Source organism: Pseudomonas sp. KB_12 (assembly GCF_052114545.1).
In the GTDB taxonomy this organism is placed as follows: domain Bacteria; phylum Pseudomonadota; class Gammaproteobacteria; order Pseudomonadales; family Pseudomonadaceae; genus Aquipseudomonas; species Aquipseudomonas brassicacearum.
The window spans coordinates 1-22,600 of the sequence record NZ_JBFREY010000048.1 but is presented as its reverse complement, the minus strand read 5'-3'; the positions used below and the strand labels follow the sequence as shown (position 1 = coordinate 22,600).

The 22,600-nt window shown below is 61.3% G+C and carries 19 protein-coding genes, 1 tRNA gene and 2 rRNA genes; 3 read left to right on the top strand and 19 right to left on the bottom strand.

Features of this window, described 5'->3' with window-relative positions:
• Positions 1-84: 84 nt before the first annotated feature.
• Positions 85-1,527 (bottom strand): NADP-dependent succinate-semialdehyde dehydrogenase, encoded by a 1,443-nt coding sequence (gene gabD / locus AB4Z20_RS25905; RefSeq protein WP_253470773.1) that lies wholly within the window; start codon positions 1,525-1,527, stop codon positions 85-87.
• Positions 1,528-1,876: 349 nt separating this feature from the next.
• Between gabD and AB4Z20_RS25900 the strand changes: the two genes are divergently transcribed.
• A tRNA-Arg gene (locus AB4Z20_RS25900) sits at positions 1,877-1,953 on the top strand.
• A 203-nt stretch (positions 1,954-2,156) separates the two neighbouring features.
• Here the strand turns inward: AB4Z20_RS25900 and AB4Z20_RS25895 are convergent.
• The 7 genes from AB4Z20_RS25895 to AB4Z20_RS25865 all read right to left on the bottom strand — a co-directional run bounded on the left by AB4Z20_RS25895 (position 2,157) and on the right by AB4Z20_RS25865 (position 8,255).
• The gene (locus AB4Z20_RS25895; RefSeq protein WP_442090939.1) at positions 2,157-2,501 is read right to left on the bottom strand and encodes a hypothetical protein; all 345 of its coding nucleotides are present in this window, start codon (positions 2,499-2,501) and stop codon (positions 2,157-2,159) included.
• Between the two features lie 47 nt (positions 2,502-2,548).
• Positions 2,549-3,271: a hypothetical protein gene (locus tag AB4Z20_RS25890; protein ID WP_253470769.1), complete on the bottom strand. Its 723-nt coding sequence runs from the start codon at positions 3,269-3,271 to the stop codon at positions 2,549-2,551.
• 149 nt (positions 3,272-3,420) lie between these two features.
• Positions 3,421-4,038, bottom strand: a complete 618-nt coding sequence (locus AB4Z20_RS25885) for a hypothetical protein (RefSeq protein ID WP_442090937.1) — start codon at positions 4,036-4,038, stop codon at positions 3,421-3,423.
• Positions 4,035-4,607 (bottom strand): RNA polymerase sigma factor, encoded by a 573-nt coding sequence (locus AB4Z20_RS25880; RefSeq protein ID WP_258691197.1) that lies wholly within the window; start codon positions 4,605-4,607, stop codon positions 4,035-4,037. The genes AB4Z20_RS25885 and AB4Z20_RS25880 overlap by 4 nt, the downstream gene beginning before the upstream one ends.
• A gap of 110 nt (positions 4,608-4,717) precedes the next feature.
• Positions 4,718-6,391 (bottom strand): vWA domain-containing protein, encoded by a 1,674-nt coding sequence (locus AB4Z20_RS25875; protein ID WP_442090935.1) that lies wholly within the window; start codon positions 6,389-6,391, stop codon positions 4,718-4,720.
• A 177-nt stretch (positions 6,392-6,568) separates the two neighbouring features.
• Positions 6,569-7,150: a hypothetical protein gene (locus tag AB4Z20_RS25870; RefSeq protein ID WP_214512919.1), complete on the bottom strand. Its 582-nt coding sequence runs from the start codon at positions 7,148-7,150 to the stop codon at positions 6,569-6,571.
• 103 nt (positions 7,151-7,253) lie between these two features.
• Positions 7,254-8,255, bottom strand: coding sequence for a zinc-dependent alcohol dehydrogenase family protein (locus tag AB4Z20_RS25865; protein ID WP_253470765.1), 1,002 nt, complete (start codon positions 8,253-8,255; stop codon positions 7,254-7,256).
• 106 nt (positions 8,256-8,361) lie between these two features.
• Here AB4Z20_RS25865 and AB4Z20_RS25860 point away from each other — a divergent pair, with 106 nt between their 5' ends.
• The gene (locus AB4Z20_RS25860) at positions 8,362-9,240 is read left to right on the top strand and encodes a LysR family transcriptional regulator (RefSeq protein WP_253470763.1); all 879 of its coding nucleotides are present in this window, start codon (positions 8,362-8,364) and stop codon (positions 9,238-9,240) included.
• Positions 9,241-9,249: 9 nt separating this feature from the next.
• Here AB4Z20_RS25860 and AB4Z20_RS25855 read toward each other — a convergent pair whose 3' ends face one another.
• The 3 genes from AB4Z20_RS25855 to AB4Z20_RS25845 all read right to left on the bottom strand — a co-directional run bounded on the left by AB4Z20_RS25855 (position 9,250) and on the right by AB4Z20_RS25845 (position 11,492).
• Positions 9,250-10,563 carry an MFS transporter gene (locus AB4Z20_RS25855; RefSeq protein ID WP_442090933.1) on the bottom strand — a complete coding sequence of 438 codons (1,314 nt, stop codon included), beginning with the start codon at positions 10,561-10,563 and terminating at the stop codon, positions 9,250-9,252.
• Between the two features lie 39 nt (positions 10,564-10,602).
• Complete coding sequence (locus AB4Z20_RS25850; protein WP_214512915.1) at positions 10,603-10,776, bottom strand: hypothetical protein; 174 nt, start codon at positions 10,774-10,776, stop codon at positions 10,603-10,605.
• Between the two features lie 155 nt (positions 10,777-10,931).
• Entirely contained in the window at positions 10,932-11,492 is a 561-nt protein-coding gene (locus AB4Z20_RS25845) for a YbhB/YbcL family Raf kinase inhibitor-like protein (RefSeq protein WP_442090931.1), read from the bottom strand.
• A 139-nt stretch (positions 11,493-11,631) separates the two neighbouring features.
• Between AB4Z20_RS25845 and AB4Z20_RS25840 the strand changes: the two genes are divergently transcribed.
• Positions 11,632-13,164 (top strand): FAD-dependent oxidoreductase, encoded by a 1,533-nt coding sequence (locus AB4Z20_RS25840; RefSeq protein ID WP_442090929.1) that lies wholly within the window; start codon positions 11,632-11,634, stop codon positions 13,162-13,164.
• A 40-nt stretch (positions 13,165-13,204) separates the two neighbouring features.
• Here AB4Z20_RS25840 and pgaD read toward each other — a convergent pair whose 3' ends face one another.
• The 8 genes from pgaD to rrf (AB4Z20_RS25800) all read right to left on the bottom strand — a co-directional run.
• Positions 13,205-13,711, bottom strand: coding sequence for a poly-beta-1,6-N-acetyl-D-glucosamine biosynthesis protein PgaD (gene pgaD, locus AB4Z20_RS25835; protein ID WP_253470756.1), 507 nt, complete (start codon positions 13,709-13,711; stop codon positions 13,205-13,207).
• Complete coding sequence (gene pgaC / locus AB4Z20_RS25830) at positions 13,708-15,063, bottom strand: poly-beta-1,6-N-acetyl-D-glucosamine synthase (RefSeq protein WP_253470754.1); 1,356 nt, start codon at positions 15,061-15,063, stop codon at positions 13,708-13,710. The genes pgaD and pgaC overlap by 4 nt, the downstream gene beginning before the upstream one ends.
• A gap of 1 nt (position 15,064) precedes the next feature.
• Complete coding sequence (gene pgaB, locus AB4Z20_RS25825) at positions 15,065-17,062, bottom strand: poly-beta-1,6-N-acetyl-D-glucosamine N-deacetylase PgaB (protein ID WP_442090926.1); 1,998 nt, start codon at positions 17,060-17,062, stop codon at positions 15,065-15,067.
• A gap of 12 nt (positions 17,063-17,074) precedes the next feature.
• Entirely contained in the window at positions 17,075-19,555 is a 2,481-nt protein-coding gene (pgaA, locus tag AB4Z20_RS25820) for a poly-beta-1,6 N-acetyl-D-glucosamine export porin PgaA (protein WP_442090924.1), read from the bottom strand.
• A 246-nt stretch (positions 19,556-19,801) separates the two neighbouring features.
• Positions 19,802-21,307: a YdgA family protein gene (locus tag AB4Z20_RS25815; RefSeq protein WP_253470747.1), complete on the bottom strand. Its 1,506-nt coding sequence runs from the start codon at positions 21,305-21,307 to the stop codon at positions 19,802-19,804.
• A gap of 158 nt (positions 21,308-21,465) precedes the next feature.
• A complete protein-coding gene (locus AB4Z20_RS25810; RefSeq protein WP_013691999.1) occupies positions 21,466-22,104 on the bottom strand; it encodes a hypothetical protein in 639 nt (212 codons plus the stop codon).
• Between the two features lie 174 nt (positions 22,105-22,278).
• Positions 22,279-22,394: ribosomal RNA gene (gene rrf, locus AB4Z20_RS25805) — 5S ribosomal RNA — on the bottom strand.
• Positions 22,395-22,501: 107 nt separating this feature from the next.
• Positions 22,502-22,600 (bottom strand): 5S ribosomal RNA (rrf, locus tag AB4Z20_RS25800); the annotation flags it as partial.

Genomic DNA, 22,600 nt, shown 5'->3' with positions numbered 1-22,600 from the left:
GCCGCAGCGTTCCGGCCACAAGAAACAGAACGGGTGAAACGCGCAAAGGGACAGCGCTCTCGTGCCCTTTGCGCTTGCAGCAGATCAGATACCCAGGCAGAGGTATTTGATTTCCAGGTAATCCTCGATGCCGTACTTGGAGCCTTCACGGCCCAGGCCCGAAGCCTTGATGCCGCCGAATGGCGCGACTTCGTTGGAAATCAACCCGGTGTTGACGCCGACCATGCCGTATTCCAGGGCTTCGGCCACACGGAACACACGGCCCAGGTCGCGGGCATAGAAGTACGAGGCCAGGCCGAACTCGGTGTCGTTGGACATCGCGATCACTTCGGCTTCGTCTTTGAAACGGAACAGCGGCGCCAGCGGGCCGAAGGTTTCTTCCTTCGCCACGGCGGCGTTGTTCGGTACGTTGGTCAGGATGGTCGGCTCGAAGAAGTTGCCTTCCATCGCCTTGCCGCCCGACAGCACGGTCGCGCCTTTGCTGACGGCATCGGCAATGTGCTCTTGCACCTTGGCAACCGCTTTGCCGTCGATCAACGGACCGGTGGTGGTGCCATCGTCCAGGCCGTTGCCGATCTTGAGCTTGGCGACCGCCACTTTCAGTTTTTCGGCAAACGCGTCGTACACCGAATCCTGGATGTACAGGCGGTTGGCGCAGACGCAGGTCTGGCCGTTGTTGCGGTATTTGGAAATGATCGCGCCTTCGACGGCCTTATCCAGGTCCGCGTCGTCGAACACGATGAACGGCGCGTTGCCGCCCAATTCCAGGGAGACTTTCTTGATGTCCTTGGCACATTCAGCCATCAACTGGCGACCGATCTCGGTCGAGCCGGTGAAGGACAGCTTACGCACGATCGGGTTGCTGGTCAGCTCGCCACCGATGTCGCCGGCGCTGCCGGTAACCACGCTCAACACACCTTGCGGAATACCGGCACGGTGCGCCAGTTCCACCAGGGCCAGGGCCGAGAACGGGGTTTGCGAAGCCGGCTTGATGACCATGGTGCAACCGGCAGCCAGGGCCGGGCCGGCCTTGCGGGTGATCATCGCGGCCGGGAAGTTCCACGGGGTAATGGCCGCGGTCACGCCGATCGGCTGCTTGATCACGATCAGGCGCTTGTCGGGCTGGTGGCCGGGAATCACGTCACCGTAGATGCGCTTGGCTTCTTCGGCGAACCATTCGATGAACGAGGCGGCGTAGACGATTTCGCCCTTGGCTTCGGCCAGCGGCTTGCCTTGTTCCAGGGTCATCAGGCGACCGAGGTCGTCCTGGTTTTCGATCAGCAATTCGTACCAGCGGCGCAGCTTGTTGGCGCGCTCCTTGGCCGTCAGCGCACGCCAGGCCGGCAGCGCCTTGTCGGCGGCTTCAATCGCACGACGGGTTTCGGCGGCGCCCATCTTCGGCACGGTGCCCAACACTTCGCCCGTCGCCGGGTTGGTGACCTTGATTGTCTGACCATTGTCCGCATCGACCCAAGCGCCATTGATGAAGGCTTGCTGGCGGAACAACTGGGTGTCTTTAAGCTGCATGTCGGCTTTCCTTAACAGCACCGCGCGCACGCGGAGCATATTAGATTTGTAGAAAGGCGCCTCGGGGGCTGCCGTCAGGGAAATCATTCACCGGGCTGAAGCACAGAAATAACGCACAAAAGCACAGACGTGCGGTTCAGCACCCAGACAAGAGCGTTTGAAATCTCAAACGAATCCTAGGGCCGATAGGGGTGAAGGACAATAGGCTGTTCGAAAAAAAGAACGAAAAAGCCGAATTTGCCCGCTTTTTCTGATCAGCGTAGCCAAGAGCCGTCGAGCCGCCCGAAAACGCAGGCGATTCAGTAGCATGGACGCCTGCCACGCATATGAGTATCATGGCGCCCGCGTCGCACCAGTAGCTCAGCTGGATAGAGTACTGCCCTCCGAAGGCAGGGGTCGTGGGTTCGAATCCCGCCTGGTGCACCATACATGGAAAATCAAAAGCCCCAGTCCTAACGGATTGGGGCTTTTTTTATGGAGCGTCGACCCCATAGGAGCCTGCAAGTAAGCAATTCAGGCATTTAAAAACCCCTGAGCGGTATCAGCGCCGCAGCGCATCAACCGACAGGGGCCGTGTTGCAAATAACTAAAGAGGCCTGGTTTCCATCACCAACCGACTCGGGCAACACTCAGTAGTCGAGATCGGCCTCGAGTTGCTCAGGAGCCGGCTCAATATCTCCTAAGGACTTCACCACAAGTCCGCATTTCTGAGCTTTGGAGTAAAGACCCACATCATGAGTCCAGACTTCATCAGCGTTGGTTGCGAGAGCAGTAGCAATTATCTGGCGATCAAAACGTAACTTGGCTTTCGTTGCTGCCGGGTCAAGCACCTTCAGCTCATTGTCATCGACCATACGAGCACATTCGACCGCAGCGATCTGATCGAACGATATGATTTCAAAACACGAAAAGCCGTTTATGACATCCAGATGGCTCTGGTGAAAATTCCGATCAAACGATACCGTCCTTTGCATTTCCCAAGGCTTGGACGAGAACGTTGGTATCGAGAACTATGCGCACCTCATCCCCTTAGGTTCTGAATCGTTCCATGGGGATCATCCATCTCGCTCCAGGTGATACCACCCAGTTCCTTGAGCTGGGTAACCGCACTGCGCAAAGAGGTTTTTTCAAGTCTCTCGTAGGATTGAATGAACATTTTTCTCAACCGCCAGCCGCCATGCGGTCGACTTTCCCACTCACCCTTTCCATGAACGCGAACATACTTGAACAAGAGCTTGCCCAGTTGTTCAACCAATACCGTATCGGCTTCACAAAGAAGAGTTTCGCCACCAGCGCCCTCAAGCCGAACAGGAACCGTCTCGTCCTTTCCACCAACGACATACAGGCGCCCTTGAACGCTACCTTGCTTGATGACGACCATGGGAGGGGGAGCGGTCTTTGCTTTGGGGAATTGAAGGATGTTCGCATCTGCAGCTTGCAAGACACCATCCACTCGATCTTGCTCCATCAATGCAGAGAGTTGCAGGTACGCCTTTCTTGCACGCTTGGGCCCAACTCCCTGAGCGGCCTTACGCACCCTGTTCAGGACGTGGGGGTACTTGTCGTCTTCCACCCAAGTATTCAGGCAAACACAACCTTCGGTGACAGAGTCGAAATGAACATTATCTTGCGAGCCGAAAAGCTCTGCGAGCTCGCACAGATAATCCGTCAAGCGAGCCATAGAGAGCTTGCTTGGGTCGGTTCCGTCGAGTTCGAGCATCAGCTTTTTCATGCTGGCGAGCATAGTTCCGCTCAAGTGATCCTGCTATGCCTGCATTTGTAACGCGACTCCCGAGTGTCGTCCGCCTGGCAAGTACCCCTTCAACTTTTGGAATCAGTGACGCTCCAATACCCGCCTTTATGACCGGGAGTTTTTTTACGCGTTGGTTTCGCTCAACGCTTGCGCAACACCTCCAACCGCGCCGGCAAGTCCTCCTCGGGAAAGCGCTTATGCAACGCCAGCAACTTTTCATCCGCAGCCTTGCTCTCACCCGCCTCGCGCAAACGCAGGATTTCCATCAGGCCCTGCTCCAGCGATGGCAGTGCAGCGGGCGCGGATTTGCTCATTTTCGCCGCTGACTTTTCCGCCAAGGCTTGCACAGGGCTTGCCGGCGCCCGGGACAGTTCACCCAGGGGCGCCATGCGGGTGATCGGTGCGGGGGCAGGCATGGCCGGCGGCGGTGCGGCGACAACGACGGGTTCCTGCCGGTCGGCGGAAAACTCCATCGAGGCGGGTGAGGAAAGCTCGTCGTGGGGCATGGGCGAACGCAGCACCAGGCCGATCATCAGCGCCACACCGGCGACCGTGGCGAATGCCATTTGCCAGCGCGGCCGTTGGCAGGCCTGCAGCCAGCGCTGCCACAGGCTTGGCGTGGGCGTCGGGGCTTCACGGCGGGCGGCGGCCAGGATGAAGGCGTCCAGGGAGGCCGGCGGCTCGCCGCTGGCATGTTGGCGGAAATGCTCGACCAGCATTTCGTCGTCGGGATCCGGGGTGTGTTTGGGGTCGATCATGCGGGTACCTCCTCGGCCAGCAGTCGCTGCAATTTCTGCTGGGCGTAACGCAAGCGGCTCTTGACCGTTTCCAGTGGGACGCCGGTCAAAGCGGCAATCTGCGGCAGTTCCAGGTCGCCATGCAGGCGCAGCAGGAAAACTTCCCGCTGATCCTCGGGCAAGGCCTGCAACGCAGCATCGAGACGCGCCTGGTCGCGACTCAGGCTCAACTGCCGCTCGGGGCTGCTGGTGTCGTCGGGCTGGACGTGAAGTTGCTCGTCGTAACTGTCGTGCAACGGGTTGTGGACGCCATGCTTGCGCCAGTGATCGATCAAGCGGTTGCGGGCAATCTGGAACAGCCAGGTGCGAAAGCTCGCCCGGCCTTGTGGCTGGGTGGTGCTGCGAATCAGGCTGAGCCAGGTGTCCTGGAAGACTTCCTCGGCCAGTTCGGCCTTGTTGCTCAAGGACACGAGGAAACGGTAGAGCCCTTGCCGATGGCGGGCGTACAGGACTTCGAAAGAAGCCCCATCGCCGTTGCGGTAGCGGGCCAGCAGCGATTCGTCGCTGGGAGAATCAAGCGCAGCGGGCATGTCGGTGACGAACTCCTTTCCGGTCATTGCAACACAGTCCTGGCAGACAACAAGGAGACCCTGTGGGAGCGAGCTCGCTCCCACATTTTTGATCCCCGTTGCGCTCGGGATCAGCGCTTGGCCGCAGGCTCGAGGCTCTGGGCAAGCTCCACCAACTGCACAAACTCGGCACGCAGCCCAAACGGGTCATCACCACGGGCCGAGCGCGCCAATTGTGCGGTGTCCTTCAAGCTCATCGTCCCAGTGTAACGCCCATCACCCTTGAGCTGCTGGGCGAAGGCCGCCACGGCGGCAGAGAAACGCAGGTCATCGCTGGCCTTGTGTTCGTCCTGCACGCCCGCAATCGGATGCTCGATCAATCGACTGCTACCGCCCTCAACGGGTTTGTAGCGTACGCGCAACATCGCCAATTCGCCTGACCTACCCTCCGGCTGGGGTGTACTGGCATAGCGCAGCGGCTCCAACCAGCCCGGCTGGCCCTTCGGGACAATTTCATACAAGGCCGTCACCGTATGCCCGGCACCGATCTCGCCCGCATCGACCTTGTCGTTGTTGAAATCCTCACGCTTCAACGCGCGGTTCTCATAACCGAGCAGGCGATACTCACTGACCTGGGCAGGGTTGAACTCCACCTGCAACTTCACATCCCGCGCCACCACCGCCAGGGTAGAGCTGAGCTGGTCGACCAAGACTTTGCGCGCTTCGAGCAGGTTGTCGATGTAGGCGTAGTTACCGTCACCAGCGTCAGCCAACTGCTCCATCAGATGTTCGTTGTAGTTATCCACACCGAAGCCCAACGTCGTCAGGGATACGCCGCTTTTACGCTGGTCCACCGCCATCTGCTTGAGGCTGTCGAAATCACTGATGCCGACGTTGAAGTCACCATCGGTGGCCAGCAGGATGCGGTTGATGCCCTTGTCGATAAAACTCTCGCGAGCCATCTGATAGGCCAGTTCGATACCCGAGGCGCCCGCGGTGGAACCACCGGCGTCGAGTTGATCGATGGCGTTGCGGATTGTCACCTTGTCGCGCCCCGAGGTGGGCTTGAGCACCACCCGGGATTCACCGGCATAGACCACCAGGGACACCCGATCCTGATCGCGCAACTGATCCACCAGCAGTTTCAGCGTGCTCTTGACCAGCGGCAGGCCTTCGCGACGGTCCATGGAGCCGGAAACATCCACCAGGAAGACCAGATTGGCCGGCGCCAGATCCGCTACGGCGCGGTCGCTGGCCTTGATGCCGATGCGCAGCAAGCGGCTGTGGGGATTCCACGGCGATGGGGCCACCTCGGTGGTCACGCCGAAGGGTGAACCGTCGGTGGGTAGGGCGTAGCTATACGGAAAATAATTGACCATTTCCTCCAGCCGCACAGCACCTTCGGGTGGCAGGCTGCCTTGGTTGAGCAAACGTCGCACATTGGCGTAGCTGCCGGTGTCGACATCCACGCTGAAGGTCGAGACCGGCGTTTCCGCCACGCTATGGATGGGGTTGTCCGGCAGTTTTTCGTACTGTTCACGCGGCTCGGCGCGGTAACCCGCGGCGATGGCATCGTTCGCCACCCTTGGGGCGGGCATCAATGTCGGCGTCATGGCCATGCGCTTGACCGCCGAGGGGTGCATTTCGACGATCTCGCCTTGCGGTACAACGCTGGGCGCCACGGCTACCGGTGCGGACGGCTTGGCAGCCTCACGAGAAGACACCCCACAACCGGACAACGCCACCAGCAAAGTCACGGCGAAGCCTTGGGCAGCAGGACGCATAAAGGGAAGTGGACGGAACATGGGCTGAACCTCGTGAATGAATGATTCGTACACAAGCTCAGACGCAAGGCACACGAGGTTCGGGTTAACGACCAAAAACTTTTTTTAGCGCGCTGAAAAAACCGGGCTAGGCACCCCCAAAGTGGCCAGGCCGTTACCGCGATCGGACCAAGCGCGAGCACGTTGCAGCAGGCATTGTTAGCGGGACGGAATGCCCCGCAGATCATCGGCGATGAATCCGCTCAAATGGCCGGTGTAATAGTCTTCGACATCGGAGTTGCCTCTGTTCGTCAGGGCGCCCGCGATGCCTCTCATGGCCTCAAGTTGCCCAATCGCCCCACCTGGCATCAGCCCCTGGCGGGCCTGGGCAAAGTGCAGCACTTCGGCACCGGCCTTCTTCACCTTGACCTGATAATTGAAATCGACACTGGCCAGATACGTACCGTCGGCGACGATTTTGTTCATGAGACCACCTTGAGTGTCTTGAATACGGCGCGCATAGACAGCGTTGACGTCCAGCAGATAGTCAGCGGTTTCCTTGCTGGAGGCATAGCGATTGCCGTCGAGCAGGCGGACGATCAGGTCGGTGTGCAACTGGTCACGGACTTTTTCGTCGGGCAGGAAGCGTTCGTTTTTGCCGACGACTTCAACGTTGAACGTGTCGATCCAATAGGTGGCGGTCTCGGGGATCGCCACCGGCGCAGGGGAAATGTAGTAATCGGGCTTCGAAGCGCAACCTGCCATAAGGCAGAGGGCCAGCAACAGGGTAAAAACTCGCATGTTTGAATTCGTCCTTGAGAGGTAGCGGCATAGTGGCGGCCGCATTCTACGGGGTTTGAATGAGCGCTCAAGTTGTTTGGCCCTGACGGAGTGCGGCCCCGTCTCACTCGATCCCAATGTCCACTACCGTTTTCCCCGCCCCACGCCCCTCGGCTACCTGGGCAAAGGCCTCATTGACTTGCTCCAGGCCAAACCGGCGCTGATCCAGCTTGATCCGCAGTTGCCCTGACTCAACCAGAGCGGCGGCCTCCCGCAAGATCTGACCATGATGCTCGCGCCCCTTGCCCGTCAGCAGCGGCATCAACGTAAACACCCCGGAATAGCTCGCCCCTCGGAACGACAACGGCGCGAGGCTGTGCTGGCCCCAGCCGAGGCAACTGAGCACATGGCCGGTGTAGGTCTTTACCGCGTTGAAAGACGCATCCAGGGTCGGGCCGCCAACGGTGTCGTAGACGATGTCGAAGCCTTCGCCATCGGTGTACTGGCGCACGTAGCTGTCGGTGTCCTGGGTCCGGTAATCGATGGCTGACGCGCCCAGTTCGCGGATGAAACCCTGGCTGTCGGCCGAGCCCGTGGCGTAGACCTCGGCGCCCCGGGCCTTGGCGATTTGCACGGCCATTTGACCGACGCCACCCGCCCCACCATGTATCAACACCTGTTGCCCGGCCCGAACGTTGGCGCGATCGACCAAGCCTTCCCAGGCCGTGATGAATGCCAGCGGCAAGGCGGCCGCTTCGCGCATGCTCAGTGAGCGGGGCTTGGGCGCAATCAAGCGGGCATCGACCGCGATGTATTCGGCCAGCGCGCCTTGGGCCCCGCCGATCCCGCCGGCCATGCCGAACACCTCGTCGCCAGGCGCAAAGTCATTCACGCCCTCTCCCCGTTCAACCACCGTCCCGGCCAGGTCGATCCCCAATACGGCAGGCAGCGGCTGGCGCGCGTGGGCCCCGCCTCCCGCCGCGATCTTGGTGTCCAGCGGGTTGATTCCGGCGGCATGCACCTTGATCAATACCTGGCCTTTACCGGGAATGGGTCGGGAGATGGAACGGACAATCAGCGCAGCCTGAGCGGTTTCGGCAACGGCGGCGGACATGGTGTTGTTCATGACGGTAAACCTCCAATGAGTGGTAGGTTCATCATGCGAGCGAAGACGCATTCCGATAAGTGAGCAACAATGGATAGGATTTATTCCAGGCAGAGGCCAAATCCTGATGGATCTGTTCGACGCAATGCAGGTGTTCGTGCGGGTGGTGGAGCGCGGCTCGTTTTCGGCCGTCGCCAGGGAACTGAACCTGGGCCAACCGGCGGTGAGCAAGCAGATCCGCGCCTTGGAGCAACACCTTGGCGGGGCGCTGTTTGCCCGTAGCACCCGCCACCTCGCGTTGACCGACCAGGGCCAGCGCTTCTACGCCGAAAGCAAGGACATACTCGCCAGCCTGGACACGGCACGCCTCAGTTTCGCCAGTGGGCAAGAACAGATCGCCGGCCTCCTGCGCGTGGCGGCGCCCGTCAGTTTCGGCCGGTTGTGTATTGCGCCGTTGGTGGGCGAATTCCTCGCACGTCACCCACAGCTTCGGATCGACTTGAGGCTAAGCGATCAGAACGAGGATGTGTTGAAGGAAAACATCGACCTGGCCATTCGCATCGGCGTGGTGAACAGCGAAGGGCTGGTGGCGATTTCCCTCGGCGACAGCCCGCGCCGGGTGTACGCCTCCCCCGCCTATCTGCAACAGCATGGCACGCCTCTCGCACCGGCTGACCTGGCCCGCCATAACTGTTTGGCTTTCACGCTGCTGGAGCATTACGACGTCTGGCGGTTCGACCAGGATGGCCGACAGTACAGCGTAACGATCAAGGGCAACGTCACCTGCAACAGCAGCGAGGCGATCCGGGAAATGGTGCTGTCGGGCCTGGGTGTTTCGCTGTCACCGCAGTGGTTGTTCGCGGCCGATATTCGCCAGGCAACCGTCTGCACCGTGCTTGCCGATTACCAGCCGCTGGCGCTGCCCATCAGCGCCGTGTTCAGTCAAGACCGACGTCGCTCGGCACGGACTCGGGCCTTTGTGGATTTTTTGCGCGAGCGGCTTTGAACAGCCGGATCAGGATTCACAGGCCAATGACGGCTGCGCAGCCTTCCCATGCCGCCCGGGAAAATACGCCGCCGCAGCCACGCCCACCACGCCCATCACACCGCAATAGGCTACGCACACCCACGGGCTCCACGGCACCAGCGCAATCAGCATCAACGGGGTCATGCTGGCCCATAGCGCATAAGCGATGTTGTAGGTGAGCGAGATGCCGGACACGCGGATCTTCGGCGGGAACAGGCTGACCATGACCGAAGGCACCGCACCAACCACGCCGCAACCCAGCCCGGCCACGGCGTAGGCCAGGCCCAGCCAGGCGCCACCGCTGATCAGGCTGGCGTAGAGCACGGCGATGCCCACAGGCAGCAGCAGGCTGTAGAGCATGACGGTGCGCCAGGCACCGATGCGGTCGACGATGAGACCGGCCAGGATGCAGCCGATGTTCAGGAAGACGATGCCCAGGCTGCTCAGGGCGAAGGTGTGGCTGGGGGTCATGCCGAAGCTTTTCTGCATCACGGTCGGAGTGATGACCACAAACACCACCACAGCCGAGGTCAGCACACAGGTCAGGATGGCGGCGGGCAGCAAAGCCTGGCGGTGGTCGCGCAAGACCGTGCGCAACGGCAGTTCCGCAGCGCCTTCGCGATTGGCTTGCAGGGCCATGAAGATCGGCGTTTCGCTCAGCCAGCGACGCAGCCAGACGCCGATCACGCCGAAGACGCCCCCCAGCAGGAACGGCAGGCGCCAGGCGTAATCGAGAATCTCTGCCGGTGTGTAGATCCGCGCCAGCGCTGTTGCGGTCAAGGCGCCCAGCAAGTAGCCGAAAGTCAGGCCGGCCTGGAGGAAACCCAGGGCATAGCCGCGATGATGCAGCGGCGCATGTTCAGCCACGAATACCCAGGCGCTGGGCACCTCGCCGCCCACCGCCGCACCCTGCAGGATACGCAGCGCCAGCAACAGCAACGGTGCGAAATAACCGATTTGCGCGTAGGTCGGCATCACGCCGATGAGCAGGCACGGCAAGGCCATCATCAGGATGCTCAGGCTGAACACCCGCTTGCGCCCCAGGCGATCGGCGAAGTGCGCCATGAGAATGCCGCCCAGGGGCCGGGCCAGGTAGCCGGTGGCGAAAATCCCGAAGCTTTGCAGCAAGCGCAGCCAATCGGGCATTTCCGGCGGGAAGAACAACTGGCTGAGGGTCAGGGCGAAGAAGACGAAGATGATGAAATCGTAGATTTCCAGCGCGCCTCCCAAGGCGGCCAGGCCCAGGGTCTTGTAATCGGATCGGCGGAATCGGTCACCGGGTAGAACAGGGGTGGCAGTCATAGGCAGATTTGAACAATAAGTTTGAGAGAGGGCGACGGCTCAGTCGTCGCGATCATGGTCCACCGGTTGAACCGGTGGCTGGCCTGGCTCGGCGTCTTCGGCCTCGTCGGCAGGCAGGAAATCCTTGCGGCTCTGGGCGATGGCCCGGCGCATCTCGTCGCCCTTGGTGGGGCAGTTCAGGAGGCGGGCGATGCCGTCGGGTTTCTGCGTCATCGCCATCCTCCGGCATGAGTGAACAGGGCTCGATAGTGCTCGCTTTTGGCGCGTGATGCCAATGTTGCGTCGGGGCATCAGCGCCACTGTGGGGGGCTGCTTCGCAGCCCAGCGGGAGCAAGCTCCCTCGCCACAGGGGTTTTGTGCTGTTCGAGTCAGCGGTGGTAGCGGCGCACCACGCTGCTGTTGCGCAGGACGTGACCTTTGATTTTTTCCATCAGTTGGGCCCGTGTGAGGTCGGCGGGCAGGGCTTCCGGCGGCAGGTCCAGGGCGAAAAGCTGGATCAGGTAGTGGTGAGCGCTGTCGCCGACAGGCGGGCAAGGACCGATGTAGCCGTGGGTGTTCTTGCTGTTGATACCGCTCATGCCTTCCAACGAGGGCTTGGTGCCGGCGCCCGCCGGAATCTGCCGCGTGGTGGCCCTGATGCCGTAGTGGATCCAGTGGTCGACACCTTGGCCCCTTTGGCCGTCCGGGTCCAACATGACGATAGCGTAGCTGAGGGTGCCGGGCGGGCCGGCGTTCCAGCTCAAGGCCGGAGAAATGTTCTTGCCACCACAGGTGTTGGCATCACTGGCTGCTGCCGCCGTGAAGAGGCGGTCGTCCGACACACCGGGGATGCTGAGGGTAAAACGCTCCTCGGCCTGGACAGCCCCTTGTGCGCACAGCACCAGGGCGACGGCCGCCAGCCAAGGGGAGAGAGAGTTCAATCGGGTCATACCGGGGCACCTTGTGCGTGTCTGGCCATGGACGGCTTGCGAACTATAGCCGCAGCTTCGCCAAGGTTGCAGTGACAATTATGCTGAAACTCGTTCCGGCCCTGGGACTCCAAAGGGAAACGCCTGCCGGAGAATGACCATGTCTCTGCATCAAGTCGCCCGTTTCGCCGACGTTCGTGAAGACCGCGGCCTCGAAGTCAACATCGACGACACGTCCATCCTGCTGTTGCGCTCCGGTGATCAAGTGCGCGCCTTCCAAGGCAAATGCCCGCATGCCGGCGCACCACTGGCCAAGGGCGCGGTGTGCCACGGACGGCTGATTTGCCCCTGGCACAAGGCCGCGTTCCGAGCTGAAGACGGCGCCCTGTGCGAACCGCCGGCCCTCGACAGCCTGGCGCGCTATCACGTCGAGGTCCGGGACGGTGACGTCTGGGTCGACGATCAACCATTGCCAACCGATAAAGTTCCGCCGGCCGATGACCCGCGCACGTTTGTCATCATCGGCGCCGGTGCCGCCGGCACGGCTTGCGCGGCGGCGTTGCGCGAGAAGGGTTTTGGCGGGCGAATCCTGATGATCGACCGCGAAGCCGAAGCCGGCTACGACCGTACAGTGCTGAGCAAGTATGTGTTGGCCGGTGACATGGCAGTCAACGAGACAGCACCGCTGCGCGATGAAACTTACTTCACCCGGCAACGCATCGAAAGGCTCCATGGCGAGGTCACCCATTTGGCCCCCGATACTCGGCAAATCCAACTCGCCGATGGCCGGCGCCTGGACTACGACGCCGCGCTCATCGCCACCGGCGGAGTACCCAAGATGCCAGCACTGCCCGGCATCGATTTGCCGCAAGTCTTCGTGCTGCGTTCGATCGCCAACGCCCGGCAGATTCTCGACACGGCCCGGCCAGGGCAACAGGCGGTGATCATCGGCGACAGTTTCATCGCCATGGAAGTCGCCTCGTCCCTGCGCAAGCGCGAGCTCAACGTCACCGTCCTGGCCCGGCATCCGGTGCCGTTCGCGGCACAGTTGGGTGAGAGCGTTGGCCAGGCCATTCTGGCCCGACACCGGGCCAATGGTGTGGTGTACCGCACCGACAGTGAAGCGGCGCAGATCGAGGGCGCCGGCAAGGTCGAAGCCGTGGTGCTGGATGACGGCCAGCGCGTTGCCGCGGACCTGGTGATCATCGGCGTCGGCGTGCGCCCGGCCACCGAGCCCTTCGCCGCATTGCCACAGGAACAGGACCAGTCACTGTCCGTCGACGCGGGCATGCGAGTGACTGATGGCTTATGGGCCGTCGGTGATATCGCGACCTTCCCGCTGAACGGCCAGCCCCAGCGCATCGAGCACTGGCGCCTGGCCCAGCAACAGGCGCGCATTGCCGCTGCGAACATGCTCGGCGGCGACGAGCACTATTTGGACGTGCCGTTTTTCTGGACCTATCACTTTGGCAAACGCTACGACTATCTTGGCCACGCCGAGCACTGGGACGAAGTGGAATTCAAGGGCACGCCCGAGCATCCGCCCTTTATTGCCCTGCTGGGCAAGGACGGCCTCGTTGCCGCCGCAGTGGCCTGTGATGAAGGCCGGGCCATGGCAGCGCTGGCCCAGCGCATGAAACAACCGTTACCGGTGGACGAGGCATGGCGGCTGATCCGGGATTTTTCATCCTAGGCCCAAATCCCCCGTGGGAGCGAGCTTGCTCGCGATGGCATCAATGTACGGAGTGATCGGCCGGCAGGTGAATCACGCCGGGTCGCTCCAGTGGCGCCAGGGGCGGCGGCTGCAAGTCGGGGCTGAGCAAGTGGAAGTGCGGCACGACGTGGCTGATGTCGCCGTCCAGATTGTTGTGAATAGTCTTCGAGCCGGGCTGGCGCAGCGTGTCCAGGCGCTCGTCGGTCAACTTGAAACTGGCGCTCAAGCCCTGGTCATTCACTACCGGGGCCGGCGACCGGCGCTGGGCGAAGCTGCGGCTTTTGCGCTGTTGGTAACGCGCCCAGGTAATCAACAGCACCGCGTTGACCAAGGCGATCCATCCATAGACCTGCAAGGTCCCCAGGGTATCGAACAGAGACCCTCCCGGGCGCGGACCGGCCTGGCTCGCGAACAGCGGCCACAGCCCATTGACCAGCAAGTACAACAACCCCACCCACGCCAGCACGGTAAAAAACGCATCGATGAGCACCAGAAAAGGCCGTTGCCGGGTCCTGATAATTTTCATCGGATCACTTCCTCTTCCTGATCATCGAACGGTTTGATACCGCGATCCGGACTGATCCAGCGCGCACGCTTCTGATGCTGCCCGAACAGCACTTTTGGAAAGCTCACCAGGGTGGTAAAGAGGCTGATCAGCCAGAACACCAACGGGTACCAGACCACCCAGAACATGATGTGCCACAGGCCTTTTTCGTAACGCCGATCGATCAGGATGCTCACCGCGAATTGCAGCAGGCATATCACCGCCAGCAACAGCCCGGTGAAGGCGGGTGGCATGAGGTGATCGACCGCGATGGCCGCTGGCATTTCGACGAATTTGCCGACGCCCCAGAAAATCACCGACAGCAGGAACGTGAACGCCCAACCGGTGGACAGGCAATATTCGAACAACAGCGGCCACAGGTAGCGGTGGCGGTACTGCCAGATGCCCCGGATGTTCTTGAACAACACCTCGGCGCCACCCTGGGCCCAGCGCAGCCGTTGCCGCCACAGGCCACGCAGGGTTTCGGGCATGAGGATCCAGCACAGCGCGCGCGGCTCGTAGAAGATGCTCCAGTGATCCAGTTGCAGCTTCCAACTGATGTCGATGTCTTCGGTGATCATGTCCGGGCTCCAGTAGCCAACCCGGTGCAGGGCGGAGCGACGGAACGCGACGATCACGCCAGACACGGTGAAGATCCGTCCGAACACCCGTTGAGTACGCTTGATCAGGCCGATGATCGAGGAGAACTCGCCAACCTGGACTCGGCCCACCAGAGTCGAGCGGGTGCGGATGCGCGGGTTGCCGGTCACCGCGCCGAGTCGGGCGTTGTCCAGCATCGGCGCCACCAGGTAGGCACAGGTGTTCGGCGCCAGCAGCGCGTCACCGTCGATGCACACCAGGTATTCGCTGCGCGCCGCGATGGCACCCATGCGCAGGGCCACGGCCTTGCCCTGGTTTTCCGCCAGGTGCAACACGCGCAGGCGCGGGTCTTCAGCCGCCAGTCGATCGAGCATCTGGGCGGTGTTGTCCTTGGAGCCGTCGTTGATGGCGATGACTTCGATGTTCGGGTAATGCTGGCCCAGCGCCGCGTGAATGGTGTCGGCGACGTTATCGCCTTCGTTGAAGCACGGGATCAGGATGCTGATCAACGGCTCGCCGGCCAGGGGCGGTGGCAGGGTGTCGTCCTTCCACGGCCAGTGGCGTTCCCAGTGCAGCCAGAAATACAGGCCGCCGGCGATCCACAGCCCGGACATGAACAGCGGGTAAAAGAACACGAAGTCCATCAGGAATTGCCCGGTGACCAGGAAGATCAGGCCCAGGGGCACCCCGAGGACGATCGCCAGCACCAGCAGAGCGAGCAGTCTGTCGAGCATGTCAAGGATTCCACTTGTTGGAGAGCGCAGGCCGCACGGTTTTCAAAGCGGGCTGGTCTTCGATGAAGTTGTCCGGGTAGTAACCGAAACTGGTCACGCCTTTGCGCTTGAGGCGCCCCATCCAGTCGGCCAATTGTTTACCGCTGACGTCGCTGACCGGCTTGCTGTTCCAGTCCCGGGCCTGCAATTCGAACACCGTGCGCTTGAGCGCGCCGGGGCGGGCCTTGACGGTGTCCACCAGACGATCGAGCCAGGGGCCGGATTGCTGGAGGGTCTGGTTTTCCATCAGCGGCATGGCCATCGGCGCCGTCCAGTCATAGGCGCCGAGGAAATCGTCGAGGTTCTGCGCGAACCAGGCTTCGCTGTCAGGATTGAGCATCGGTTCGGCAAAGATATTGCGCGCGGTGCGCACCTGCGGGCCACGAATCGCCCGGACCTTGGCGGTCAGTTCATGGGTGAAATCGATCAGGTAGCGGCTCTTGAAGCGGGTCCAGCGTTGCATCGCTGCAGGATCGGCCCGCAGGGCGGCAATGGACGTCGGCAGGCCGTTGGCGGCATAGACTTTCAGGGCTGCGGGGCTGGCATCCTCGAAGTCGGAGAACACTGCGTCGTCATGGTACAAAACGCCGTCCAACGAGCTCATCCGCGCCAGGTCTTGGTAAATCTCGCCGATGACCTTGCGCACGTTCGGGTCGAACGGCGACAAACGCACGTACTGGTCCGGGGCAACGCCGGTCTTGCCGGTTTCCGGATCCCAGCGCTGTACCCGTGAAAGCTTCGCGTCCAGGGCGAAACTGAGCACCGGCATCCAGGCATAGACCTTGGCATTGGCCCGGGTGCGCAACTGCCATGCAACCCGGTCGAACAGGTCGGCGCGCACCGGCAAGTGACGATTGGGGAAGTACAACGAATGCACGAGGCCGTCGCCTTTCGGGTCAGCGAAGGCTTGCAGGAACACCGTATTGGCGCCCAGGTCGGAAATGCGCTGGACCAACTGGCCGACATTGGCTTCCTGCTGCACCGGGTCCGGATCGTAGACGTAATCCAGGTCGACATGCACCACGCGCATCGGGTCAATCGTCTGCACCGACACGATACTTTCGGCGAAATGGGCACCATCCGGATCGGACGCCACCAGGAAGCGTGGGCCGCTCATCAGGTTATCCAAGCTGTCGAGACCGTCTTCCAAAGTCAGGGCCAGTCGATAACCCTCGCTGCCAATCACCTGCAACGCCGTGCCGTCGGCTTCACCGTAAGGCCAGACCCAGACGCGCGGGCTGTAGCCGGTGACCTTGCGAATTTTCTCGGAAATGGCCGCCACGTCCTTGCGCAAGCGAGCCTGGAAATCGGCCTCGGCCTCATAACGACCGGTGACGGGGTCGTAGCGCCGGGTGGTCGCGGCGGGTTGCTGGTTGCCTTGCGGGTTGGCGAGGATGCCTTTGTGATTGGCATCGGTGTGGGCGGCGATTTCCACCAGGCCCGATTTGGAAACCTCGCGAATCTGCTCCCAGGTCAGGAACTCGGAACGCTTGCGCGGCACCCCGGCGAAATCCACCGTCTGGTTCAGCGGCGTATCCACCCAACTGCCGACCGGGGCGAGGATCGCCGGCCAGTTATAGGCGCGCAGGATGGGCATGACGCGGGTGTAGAAGCTTGCGTAGCCGTCGTCGAAACTCAGCAGCACCGCACGCGGTGGCAGTTCCGGGCCGCCATTGCGGGCCGTGATGATCTGATCCACTGTGACCGGCTGGTAGTTGTTTTCCCGCAGCCACGCCAGTTGTTCGATCAGGCGTTCGGTACGCACGGCCACCAGCGCCTGGTCCGGGTCACGGTCGTCGACATCGTGGTAGGCGATGCCGAGCACATGGTTCTTTGGCCATGGGGCATCATTAGCCGCCAGCGGGCGCTGCGAGGGCGGCGTGAACGCCGGGGCTTGCTGGGCACACGCGCTGATCAGCAAGACCCCCAGCAGAAGGATGAATCGCGAAATAACAGGCATCTTCAAACTCTTCTAGAAGCGATAAGTGAGGTCGACAAGCAGGCGCAGATCGCTTTCGCGATCGCCGTCGTAGGGGCGGTTGAGCCAGCTCAGCGCGGCGCCGGCCTCCAGCACGTCGTTCCAGATGAAACGCTGGCCGTAGCCGAGCAATCCCACGGCCGCGGTGTTGTAGTCGCGCTGGCTGTAGGTACCGGCACCGACCTGGAACTGCTGGCTCCACGTGGTCTCGTAGCGGCGGTGCAACACGTGATTGACGCTCACGGTCGGCATGACGCTGAAGTCCGATTTCGGATTGAAATAAGGCACTTCGTTGGAACCGCTGTTGCGGCTGGCAGCCACTTCCAGCCCCAGCTCCACTTGCATACGCGGTGTGCTGTAGATGCCTTCGCGACCGGTCAGTTGGGTTTCGAGGCGGTTGTTGCCATCGCTGAAATGGGACGGGCTGACAGCCAGTCGCCACTCGCGGCTTTCATTGGCCCGCCAGCGTACGAAACCGCTACCGCCGTTAGCGCGAATGCCACTGTTGAGCGCCCGCAACGGGGTATTGGCCGAGAGATAATCCAGGCTGCCGCCGTACTGCCAGTGGTCGTCGATGTCCCGCGCCACGGCCAGGCGCGCGCCTTGCTTGTCGCCGGAGCCATAGGAATGATTGGAGACCTCGGCCTCCAGTGTCATGTCTCGGATACGACGCTCCACGCCCAGGCGCTGCCAGCGGTGGTGGCCGGTGCCTTCCTCGAAATCGCCGGTGGCGTAGCCGGCACCGCCGAACAGCCGCCAGTCTTCATCGATGGGCGGGCTGTAGAGCAGCGTCTCGATACCAAAGTCCCGACTGCCAGTGACGGCACCGGCGTCACCGTTGCCACCGCCATAGCTCTTGCCGGTGTAGGCCTCGATGCGCAGTTCGGCCATGTCGTGTACGTCGCGCTGGCGTTGCAGGCGTTTGACATGGGCGTTTTCCGGATAGCGGGCGACCACGTCGTCGGTCAGTGCATCCATCTGCCGCCATTCCTGCAAATCCATGGCTGCACGGGCCTGGGCGATTTCCAGGTCACGGTTGCGCGGGATCGTGGCCTCGACTTCCTTGAGGAGGTTTTCCGAACGGCGCGGCCAGTCACGGGCCTGGTACAGATCGGCCTGGGCCAGCTGCATGCCGGTGTTGCCGGGGCCTTGGTTGACCAGGGTGTCGAGGCGCGCTTCGGCAGAAGGCAGGTCGGCGCCGTAAGTGCCGGCCTGGGCGGCGAGTTGTTGGGCATCCATCCATTCATCGTTGGGGTTGCCGATCGGCAGGCCCTTGAGCTCGACGCGTGGAGGCTGGGCTTTCGCCATGTCTTCGGCCAGTGCGCGGGCCTCTTCGGATTTTTCACTTTCCAGCAGCGCGTAGTAGAGCGCGGTGCTGTCTTCAAAGCGCTCCGCAGGATCGGCATCCGGCGCCGCCAGTACCTGGCGGTACAGCTCGACGGCGACTTCCGGTTCACGCTGCTCCAGATAGGAAGAGGCCACCCAACGCAGGGCATACGTGGGAATGCTCACGCCCTCGGCGATCAGCTTCTGGTACTCGGCAATCACTTCAGCCCGACGGACACGGGCATTGAGAGCGCCCATGCGATCGATGCGCCAACGGAGTACGTCGTCATGGGCCTCGGCCACCGGAGTCCAGGTGGCGAGCAGCTTGTCGTAGTCGGCCAGGGCGCGGTCGGCAATGACGAAGCGCTCCTGTTCACTGCGACTGGTCATGTCCGCCAGGCGCACCCGTTCGGCTGCCACGTCACCCTCCAGGCGACGCTGCACACCTCGGTCGATCAGCCCCGGCTGCAGACGCGCCAGGCGCAGCGCCGGTTCGGGCAGCCGCGCGCGTTGCAGGGCGTAGATGTATTCGCGTGCAATCTCTGGGCTGTTGCCCGCGCGGGTGAAGGCCTGGTCGTATTCGAACAGCGCTTCGTGAGGGTTGTTGGCGCGGGTCTGGGCATAACCCAGCGCCAGTCGACGCATCGGATCTGTCGGTTTGGCGGCGACCATGGCCTTTGCGCGGGTGACGGCTTCGTCGGGCTGACCGCCGTCGGCCTGGGTCAAGGCCAGGCCGAGTTGCAGGTCGGGGTTCTGGGGGTCCATCACCAAGGCCTGGCGGTACAGCTCTTGCGCCGAATCCCAACGCTTGAGGTTTCGATAGGCGCGAGCCGTATCGGTGAGCGCCTGGACAGGCAGCGCTCGATGGCGGCCCTGGGTCTCATAGACCGTCACCACCTCGACGTCGAGGCCGGCCCAACTGGCGATCTGCAGGTGGTCGCTGATTTGCGCAGCGCTGGCCTGGCCAGCCGGCACCTGGCGCAACGCGGTCAGCGCAGGCGTGTAATGGCCTGCACGGGCGTCGAGCACCATTTGGTCATAGGCGGTATCGGCAAACGCCAGTATCGGCCAGCACAATTGGCTGCACAGCGCGACGCGAAACAACGGGCGCAAACCACGTTGAATAAAAGGACCCACAGTACGCGGCATTCGTCAGCATCCTTACATGGCCAGCCGGGTCGCAGTGCCCCCTTGCCCATCAAACAGGAAGCCGGATCAAAGGAATCCAGCCAAGCTCTAATGGGTTTAGTTTTGCACTCTCGGGCGGGTCATCTTCTGGAACGCCACAATTCTTCAGAATCGCTACAGATTTCAGCGCAGAGCTGATCGATAGGCGTAAAAAAACCCGGCCCATGCATCATGCACGGGCCGGGTTTGGGGTGCTGACCGAACGCGTTACTGGACGGCGACGCCACCACCCAGCTTGCTCATCACGAATGCCGTGAATTGCTCAACGGTCATCTTCTGGCCGTTGAAATCGACCTGATTGTTGGCGTAGTGCAGCTTGGTGACAACATCGCTGCCTTCAAGCATTGCCAGTTCCGAACCGACCGCCATGGCGCTGAACATATCGCTGGTGGCAGTGGCCTGATCGGCGATCAACTTGGCATCCGTCTGGCCTTCCATCTGTGCCTGTACGGTCATCAGGTCAACCAGCATCGGCTTGGAAACCTTGATGTTGAAATCCAGCAGGGCGAGCAACTGACGGCCCAACTCATCCGGTGGCAAGTCCATGGACTGCGGCTTGGCCAGATCAACGATCAGGTTGGCGCGGCTTTCACCATTGGCGGTGCTGAACGACAGGTTTTCCAACGCCACTTGCGGAGCGCCGGCCAGGAGTTTCTCCAGATCAGCCTTGACCTGCGCTTCTTCAGCTTCGGTCAGGCTCAGCTCTGGGGCCGGCTCACCGGCTGCTGTGGCCTCGGCTGCAGCTTTTTCGTAGGGTTGCAGCTTGGTCTGGTAAATCTGCATCAGCGACATGGTGGCCGGGATGTCCAGGTTCTTCAGGCTGACTGCCATCTGCGCCGAACCAATGGTCTTGTCGTTGAACGACAACTCACCGATCTTGTAATCGGCACGCCCCGAAGCGCTGGTGCCGCTCTCGGTGCTGCTGTTCTTCATCTCGAAGTTCTTCAGGCCCAGCACCGACTTCGGCTCACCAAAGGTGGCCTTGGTGTTGCTCAGCAGCAGGGTGTTGTCACCCATGTAGTAACCGTAGGAGCTTTTGCTCAGGTTGCTCGCCAATGTCAGGCCGTTCAGCTCAACCTGCACGGGAGTCTGGTCTTCGGCAACGGTGGTCAGCTTGAAGCTGTCCATGTAGCCGTCGGCCTTGATCTTCTGGCCTTGGGCGCTGGCGGCCACGTCAAATTTCAGGCCGGAGAAGATGAGCTGGGATTGCTCATCCAGCTTGGTATCCACGGGCAGCAGCTCGTAGGTGCCATTGATGGATTGGTCGTAACCCAGGTTGACCACACCTTTGAGCGGCGATTGGTCCTTGGTGGCAGCGAACCACTTGTCAGTCAGCGGATTGCGCTCAAGCGCGGTGTGACTGGTGGCCATGACCGGCAGCCATTTGAGTGTTATCAAGCGCGAAAATGGCAGTGGGCCGTGTTCGATCTGATCGACGAAGAGCAGCTCGACCGGCTCGCTACCGAAGATCTCGCCCTCGCCCTTGAGACGGTAGTGGGCGGTGCTGCTGAACGTACCACGGTCCATGGAGACCAGCTCCAGGGTGGCAGTGCTGTTAGACCCGGCCAAGGCTGTCTGCATCTGCTTGTTGCTATCGGCAATAGCGTTCGTCAACACGCCTTCGAGCTTGGTCCCGGTGTACCAGGCGCCGCCCGCGCTGACAGCACCGACAGCTACAACGATTCCCAAGAGTATGCTTGCTGATTTATTCATGAGTGACCCGATCGATATCCATGGTTGAACAAAGCCGTCGTCTTCCCTGACCCGCAAAGGGTGTGGCTCGACGCCGTAAAAGAGGAGGGGAGATTACCATCAGGCACCCCTTCGGGCCCAATGTTTAAAGGGGTAAAAACGTTTTCTTGCGAGGTGGTCTACGAATATTGGACTTCGATCTCGTCGAGCTGGTGGTCGAAAGTCTTGAGGCGGGCCGTCCAGGTGTACACCAGCACTTCGAAATCGCGATTGATTACTGCCGCGCCCGATGATGAGTCTGCGCGTGAATCGCAGAAGTCCAGTTGATAGCGCTCACGGGCCATGGCATTAGCCACGTCACACAACTCTCGGGCGTTGTTGAGCCAATGCCAGCCGTCCTGGGTGACTTGCTTGTCCAAGGCAGCGCATTGAGTTTTCAGGGCTTCCAGGCTCTTTTCCAGCGGGGTGCCGGTGAGTTCTCCCATAACTTCCTGGAACGTGCGGCCAGGCTGCCAATAGCTGCCCCAGAAATAACGGTCAAACACCGTTTCGACACGTCGCAGCGCAACCTTGGTGTCCCAAATCAGCACCAATGTCTTGCCTTGTTCGAGGTGTTTTTTCTTGATGCGCTGCCCCTGAAGCGATGCCCAGGCCACGATTGCGATGGATATCACGCCGATCAACGCCGCCGCGCTATCGAGGAACAACAGTGCTTTGTCGATCTGGTGAGTGAGCATGACGCCATAGAAATAAGTGGCCGAAAGCAGTATCAAAGCCGCAATGGCGCACCAGAAGCCGGGAGCATAAGGGTTTTTCATTATTGGAATCCCCATGACCAGTGACATCGCGGGCCCTTGGTCGCCAAAGCCCGACTATCACAGCATAGCAACGGCATTGGGGGTTTGCCGGGGCATCAGGGGCTTGATCCGATTACCGGCCCAAAACGACAAAACCCCTGGCTGCTGATGCAGACAGGGGTTCTGGGAATTCAATCTTGACGATGACCTACTCTCACATGGGGAAACCCCACACTACCATCGGCGATGCATCGTTTCACTGCTGAGTTCGGGATGGGATCAGGTGGTTCCAATGCTCTATGGTCGTCAAGAAATTCTGTGACCAACCCGTTCAACAGCAACGTGTCGGTAAAATCGATGACTTCTACTAAAAACAAAACCCCTACCTGCATCAGCAGATAGGGGTTTCGGAATTTAATCTTGACGATGACCTACTCTCACATGGGGAAACCCCACACTACCATCGGCGATGCATCGTTTCACTGCTGAGTTCGGGATGGGATCAGGTGGTTCCAAT

What these genes read in the sequence shown, in the direction of transcription:
- pgaB (WP_442090926.1), bottom strand. Translation starts at nt 17,062, where the DNA reads ATGCCTGTTATTTCGCGATTCATCCTTCTGCTGGGGGTCTTGCTGATC.
- AB4Z20_RS25865 (WP_253470765.1), bottom strand. Translation starts at nt 8,255, where the DNA reads ATGAACAACACCATGTCCGCCGCCGTTGCCGAAACCGCTCAGGCTGCG.
- AB4Z20_RS25860 (WP_253470763.1), top strand. Translation starts at nt 8,362, where the DNA reads ATGGATCTGTTCGACGCAATGCAGGTGTTCGTGCGGGTGGTGGAGCGC.
- pgaA (WP_442090924.1), bottom strand. Translation starts at nt 19,555, where the DNA reads ATGCCGCGTACTGTGGGTCCTTTTATTCAACGTGGTTTGCGCCCGTTG.
- AB4Z20_RS25880 (WP_258691197.1), bottom strand. Translation starts at nt 4,607, where the DNA reads ATGCCCGCTGCGCTTGATTCTCCCAGCGACGAATCGCTGCTGGCCCGC.
- pgaD (WP_253470756.1), bottom strand. Translation starts at nt 13,711, where the DNA reads ATGAAAATTATCAGGACCCGGCAACGGCCTTTTCTGGTGCTCATCGAT.
- AB4Z20_RS25855 (WP_442090933.1), bottom strand. Translation starts at nt 10,563, where the DNA reads ATGACTGCCACCCCTGTTCTACCCGGTGACCGATTCCGCCGATCCGAT.
- AB4Z20_RS25895 (WP_442090939.1), bottom strand. Translation starts at nt 2,501, where the DNA reads ATGCAAAGGACGGTATCGTTTGATCGGAATTTTCACCAGAGCCATCTG.
- AB4Z20_RS25870 (WP_214512919.1), bottom strand. Translation starts at nt 7,150, where the DNA reads ATGCGAGTTTTTACCCTGTTGCTGGCCCTCTGCCTTATGGCAGGTTGC.
- AB4Z20_RS25890 (WP_253470769.1), bottom strand. Translation starts at nt 3,271, where the DNA reads ATGCTCGCCAGCATGAAAAAGCTGATGCTCGAACTCGACGGAACCGAC.
- AB4Z20_RS25850 (WP_214512915.1), bottom strand. Translation starts at nt 10,776, where the DNA reads ATGACGCAGAAACCCGACGGCATCGCCCGCCTCCTGAACTGCCCCACC.
- AB4Z20_RS25810 (WP_013691999.1), bottom strand. Translation starts at nt 22,104, where the DNA reads ATGAAAAACCCTTATGCTCCCGGCTTCTGGTGCGCCATTGCGGCTTTG.
- AB4Z20_RS25875 (WP_442090935.1), bottom strand. Translation starts at nt 6,391, where the DNA reads ATGTTCCGTCCACTTCCCTTTATGCGTCCTGCTGCCCAAGGCTTCGCC.
- AB4Z20_RS25815 (WP_253470747.1), bottom strand. Translation starts at nt 21,307, where the DNA reads ATGAATAAATCAGCAAGCATACTCTTGGGAATCGTTGTAGCTGTCGGT.
- pgaC (WP_253470754.1), bottom strand. Translation starts at nt 15,063, where the DNA reads ATGCTCGACAGACTGCTCGCTCTGCTGGTGCTGGCGATCGTCCTCGGG.
- AB4Z20_RS25845 (WP_442090931.1), bottom strand. Translation starts at nt 11,492, where the DNA reads ATGACCCGATTGAACTCTCTCTCCCCTTGGCTGGCGGCCGTCGCCCTG.
- AB4Z20_RS25840 (WP_442090929.1), top strand. Translation starts at nt 11,632, where the DNA reads ATGTCTCTGCATCAAGTCGCCCGTTTCGCCGACGTTCGTGAAGACCGC.
- gabD (WP_253470773.1), bottom strand. Translation starts at nt 1,527, where the DNA reads ATGCAGCTTAAAGACACCCAGTTGTTCCGCCAGCAAGCCTTCATCAAT.
- AB4Z20_RS25885 (WP_442090937.1), bottom strand. Translation starts at nt 4,038, where the DNA reads ATGATCGACCCCAAACACACCCCGGATCCCGACGACGAAATGCTGGTC.